The 4,925-nt window shown below is 44.3% G+C and carries 5 protein-coding genes and 1 pseudogene; 1 reads left to right on the top strand and 5 read right to left on the bottom strand.

Going from position 1 to position 4,925, the window contains the following annotated elements; all coding sequences use genetic code 11:
• Together DP116_RS27000 and pip are read right to left on the bottom strand one after the other, a co-directional pair.
• Positions 1 to 279, bottom strand: a pseudogene (locus tag DP116_RS27000) (phosphoglucomutase/phosphomannomutase family protein); the annotation flags it as partial.
• A 135-nt stretch (positions 280 to 414) separates the two neighbouring features.
• Positions 415 to 1,374, bottom strand: coding sequence for a prolyl aminopeptidase (gene pip, locus DP116_RS26995; RefSeq protein WP_169158065.1), 960 nt, complete (start codon positions 1,372 to 1,374; stop codon positions 415 to 417).
• 126 nt (positions 1,375 to 1,500) lie between these two features.
• Here pip and DP116_RS26990 point away from each other — a divergent pair, with 126 nt between their 5' ends.
• On the top strand, positions 1,501 to 2,034 hold the full coding sequence (locus DP116_RS26990; protein WP_211173534.1) for a lamin tail domain-containing protein: 534 nt from the start codon (positions 1,501 to 1,503) through the stop codon (positions 2,032 to 2,034).
• Positions 2,035 to 2,110: 76 nt separating this feature from the next.
• Here the strand turns inward: DP116_RS26990 and fcmC are convergent, their stop codons facing one another.
• The 3 genes from fcmC to DP116_RS26975 all read right to left on the bottom strand — a co-directional run bounded on the left by fcmC (position 2,111) and on the right by DP116_RS26975 (position 4,661).
• On the bottom strand, positions 2,111 to 2,629 hold the full coding sequence (gene fcmC / locus DP116_RS26985; RefSeq protein WP_169158064.1) for a filament morphology membrane protein FcmC: 519 nt from the start codon (positions 2,627 to 2,629) through the stop codon (positions 2,111 to 2,113).
• A gap of 5 nt (positions 2,630 to 2,634) precedes the next feature.
• Positions 2,635 to 3,780 carry a filament morphology actin-like protein FcmB gene (gene fcmB / locus DP116_RS26980; RefSeq protein WP_169158063.1) on the bottom strand — a complete coding sequence of 382 codons (1,146 nt, stop codon included), beginning with the start codon at positions 3,778 to 3,780 and terminating at the stop codon, positions 2,635 to 2,637.
• 266 nt (positions 3,781 to 4,046) lie between these two features.
• Positions 4,047 to 4,661, bottom strand: coding sequence for a DedA family protein (locus DP116_RS26975; protein ID WP_169158066.1), 615 nt, complete (start codon positions 4,659 to 4,661; stop codon positions 4,047 to 4,049).
• Positions 4,662 to 4,925 lie beyond the last annotated feature (264 nt).

Below are 4,925 nucleotides of genomic sequence, written 5' to 3'. Positions count from 1 at the left end.
ACTAAAAGCTGGAGTTGGGGCATAAGTATCCGTGAGTAATACATCAAATCCAGCAGCACAGACAACATCCGCGACTTTCTGAGCAAAATCTTCTGCCATAAACCGTCGGTCGTGTCCCACAATAATTGTACGGTTACCTGTAGTTTTTCCGTACGTATCAAGTAAAACTTTTGCGGCAAGTGGCGCAACCAAGGCGACACGCTCAAAGGTGAACTCATCGCCAATGACGCCCCGCCAGCCGTCTGTACCAAATTTGACTACGTTAGCTGCTACTGACATTGAGGTATCCCTACTTTCTAACAGTGGATTCTAACATTCACACAGGGCACCCGGTAACAAGACTTTTAGTATAAAAAGTGTAATAGTAATTATGATACTATTGATGACACACAAATAACTAAATGTGTTCCTGACTCATTGAAAGTTTGCAAACTTATCTGTTGCCGAAATCAAAGCGCTGAGAATTCCTGGTTCACTCATTGAATGTCCAGCATCAGGGACAACAACAAATTCTGCTTCCTCCCAAGCACGATGTAATTCCCAAGCCGATATCATCGGACAAACAACATCGTAACGTCCCTGAACAATCACAGCAGGAATATGGCGGATGCGCTCAACATTTAAAAGTAATTGATTTTCTGTTTCAAAAAATCCTTGATGAATAAAATAATGACACTCAATTCGTGCAAAGGCTTCTGCAAACTCATTTGCGCTAAACTTTTGCATCAGTTCTGTGTCTAGAAACAATCGACTTGTACTCGCTTCCCAAATTGACCAAGCACGGGCTGCTTCCAACCGAGTGAATGAATCAGGGCTGGTTAAGCGTTTGTGATAAGCTGTGAGCATATCGTTACGTTCCGCAGGCTCAATTGGTTTGAGATATTCTTCCCAAGCATCAGGAAAAATATAACTAGCTCCCTCTTGATAGAACCATCGCAATTCTTTGCGCCTTAACATAAATATGCCACGTAAAATGAGTCCTGTGCATCGAGAGGGATGAGTTTGACTGTAAGCTAATGCTAGAGTGCTTCCCCAACTCCCACCGAAGACAACCCACTTTTCTATACCCAGATGTTCTCGCAGCTTTTCAATATCACTAACCAAGTCCCAAGTGGTATTCTCCCGTAGTTCTGCATGAGGCGTACTTTGACCACAACCACGCTGGTCAAACATTACAAGACGCCATTTTTCTGGATTGAAATATTGTCGATAAAAGGGCGGACATCCACCTCCAGGTCCTCCATGTAGCAAAACAATTGGCTTGCCCTGTGGGTTACCTGATTCTTCAAAATGAATGGTGTGGAGGTCAGAAACCTTTAAGTTGCCTTTTTTGTAAGGTTCGATTGGTGGGTAAAGTTTTCGAGTTCTTTCCATTTTACCGCCTATATTCAGGGACTTGTATATTAAATTACTTCAATTTTGGATGATTTTTCATACAAGATCCCATGATTTATGCTGAAGAGAGGGATTGAAGGCGATGGCTTTGCAAGCAAGGATGTTATGAAAAAACTTTTCTCACGGATGGCTGTTGCGATTGTTGCTTTGGTTTTGTGCTTCACAACAGTAGTAGGCTTGCCGACGAGCGCTGATGCTAGCGTCAGCCCTAGTCCGCAGTCAGTAGTTATTAAGGACATTTTCTCTAAAGGGGTCGTAAAACAGACGGAATCAGATGAATATGTTGAAATTACCAATCAGAAACCAGCAATAATAGATCTATCAGGGTGGAGACTCAATAGTGAGGATGGTCGGCAAAACTTCTATTTCCCCAAAGGAACCCTATTGACACCAGGAAAAAGTTTGCGAGTGTATACCAATGAGATACACCCAGAAACCGGGGGTTTCAGTTTTGGCATCAAGCGAGCAGTTTGGAACAATAAAGGGAGTGTGGGGCTACTGTATGATGCACAAGGGAATCTAGTGGATAGCTTTAGCTATGGTAATAAGAAAACCGAAATAACTGCCGTCTCAAAGCAGCCACAAACACTACAGAGTACGCCTCCTAAGTCCTTAACACAAAACAATAAAAATTCATAAATAGAAAACCTCCTTAAGAGAATTCTCATTAAGGAGGTTTTCTAGCAGTCAAATACATTCACACCCTGAAATTTCCTTAGAAATCATCCAGAAATTGACTAATGCGGCTGATAACTGGATCAATTTCTTGAGAATAAGTGGCAGCAGCATGAGTAGGACTAGAAGTATGATTGATAACTTCTAAGGTTGAGACCTGTTGAGGGGTTGGAGGGGAACTGGTTGAAACATTATTCAGCATAATAGCCAACTGAGCTACTTGTTGGCTCAGCTGTATCAGTTGCTGTTCCATAATTTCCAACCGATTAGATTCCTTAGCAAAAAAACGTTCCTCAAGGTCAGCCATCTGACTTTGCAGTGCAGCAATTTGTTGTTCCACCCCTTGTGTTGCTGTTGCTGTTGCTGCTGCTGGTTTCGGGGCTGGTCGTACAGATTCCGGTACGCACAAAGATTGCCATAAGGCTTCTTTACAAAGGTCGCTGAAGGTCTTTTGGGGATCTTTCTCCAAATGACTTTCCACAAGAGCTAACAAGCTTTCGTCAGCCACCCCTGGCTCAAACGTAACGGATTTCACTACTTTTTTTGACCATTGGAACATCAGTGTTAAGTTCTAGCGCGAGCGTTGGATAACTGTGCCTCTCCATAAATATATTGCCCTAAAGCATTTGCTTGCCGAGACGGTGAAGCTAAATGGGCGTTAATTTTTGCTTCTTTGAGCAAGCGTTGAACATCTTCCCAGAAGAATTCTCCACCTCCTCCGGTGAGAATTACATCGGTGACGCGCTCTGGTAGCCATGCTAGCACGCGGTTACAGATTTCGCGAGAAAACATTTCTATCAGATTGGGGAGAAAGTCATCTAAATTGGTAGGCTTGCTGGCACCTCTGGGACGGTAGAAGCGATCGCCCTTGGCTCGGTTGACTGCAGCAATTAAAGATAGAGATTGGCTATCTGCGCCCTCAATTTCGGCAGCAACCAGTTCATAAAACTTGCTCATACCGAAGTCTTCACTCTTTGACGCACCTCGGGCAAAACGGAAATTATCAACCATCAAACAATCGGTTGTTTGATGTCCAATATCAACAATTGCCACGGAGACTTTGGTAAGATCAGGCATTGCTGCAGCTTTCTTTGGTTGAGCCTCACACCATAGTAAGCTGCCATAGCCTTCTGGCATGACCCAAACCTTGTTGATATTCAACGATACGGATTCTCCGCGAAAGTTCATCACATGAGGACCATTGAGTTGGCTGATGATCTGTGCTTTTTCCTTCTCAAATTGTTCTTGAGAAAGGTAAGGCAGACCCAGCACCACAGAGATATCATCTTTGAGCTTAAAATAGCCAGCGCAAGCCAAGACTTTGATCAGTGCGGATTCGACCTTAGATTGACCCACTCCTAGGTTAGCCCCAAAATCTGCTGCCAATTGACCAACAGCGTATCCATTGCCTTGATACTCCAGCCACAGATCCATCAATGGGTCAGTCGCGCGGGCTTCAAAAACACCTCCACGCACTTGTTCCATTGACATCTCTTTCACGTTAGCGGAGACGAACGTCACATTATTAGACTCGCGGCTAATACAAGTCTTTGTTGAAGTTCTACCTAAATCAATACTGAGAATCTTTTTCCCCGGAATACCAGCAAGTGGTTGAGGGGGAGCAGCATTTATCGGGGTAGATGCCGAAACTCTATTCATTGGAATAGCAGCGGCGTTCATGGGAGTGGCGGCGGAAGGTTGGTCTGTCATAAAAGCTCCTAATACTGAACTTAGCTATCACAAGTTATCATGCTCATCTTACAAAAATGGGTGTACCAGAAAACATCTGTTGCGTCAACTGTAGCAAGCAATATACAAAGAACCACTTAATTGTTGAGCGATAAACATAGATAGCGTGTAAGTTTCACTTGATACCATAGAATCACAAAGCTAACAAGCAGAGTTAGAGAATTGCTAACGCTTGCTTTTACACAGAGAATACTTATTTTTCCAACGCTAATTAGAAACAATAATTTTTACTGTCTCCTGTTTTTTCGCTTACGCCTCATCACCCAAACGACAAATGCCAGGATCAGAACTACAGCCACAATTTTAGAAACAGGAGCCAGATACTTGTCCACGAGTTCATACTGACTACCCAAAGCATATCCTGAGTATGTTAGCAAACCGACCCATACAGCGCTACCTAAAGTTGAGTAGATTAAAAATGGTAGAAGGTGCATATGACTCATGCCAGCGGGTACGGAAATCAAAGTGCGGACTCCCGGTACAAGGCGACCAATACAAACTGCTTTGCCGCCTTGCTGGTCAAACCAGCCCTTTGCCTTGACAATATCCTTGCTAGATATACTCAACCACTTACCGTATTTGTCAGCCCAAACTTGCAAGCGTCTTTCTCCCAAATATTTGCCGGGATAGTACCAGACGAGTGCGCCCAGGACAGAACCCAGCAGTCCTGCAAAAAATACGCCGATGACATTAAGCTTTTCTGGGGTTGCCCTTGCTGTAAATCCCGCCAATGGCATAATAAGTTCTGACGGAATTGGAGGAAAGACATTTTCGAGAAACATCAGTAGAGCAATTCCCCAGTAGCCCAGAGAGTTAATAGTATTGGTTATCCATTCAAGCATCAAGTGTATTCCTGAAGTTGTGAGGGAAGTTTTGTAGTCATTTGTCGTTACTAAATAAAACTTGCTTTGTCTATAGGACTTACGCAGGAGTAACGGAAAAACGTAGACGCGGAGCGGTGAGACAGCGCGAATGACGGTGAGACAGCGCTGCAGGAGGGTCTCCCGACAGAGGCGACTGCGTTCGCCCAAGCCGCGTGCCGCAGGCATACCCGAAGGGCTTTCCCGACAGAGGAGCCAGTGCGTTGCGGGGGTTCCCCCCGTTGT

This window comes from Brasilonema bromeliae SPC951 (assembly GCF_012912135.1).
Classification (GTDB): Bacteria; Cyanobacteriota; Cyanobacteriia; order Cyanobacteriales; family Nostocaceae; genus Brasilonema; species Brasilonema bromeliae.
The sequence above is the reverse complement of the archived record's forward strand: the minus strand, read 5'-3'. Positions and strand labels throughout refer to the sequence as shown.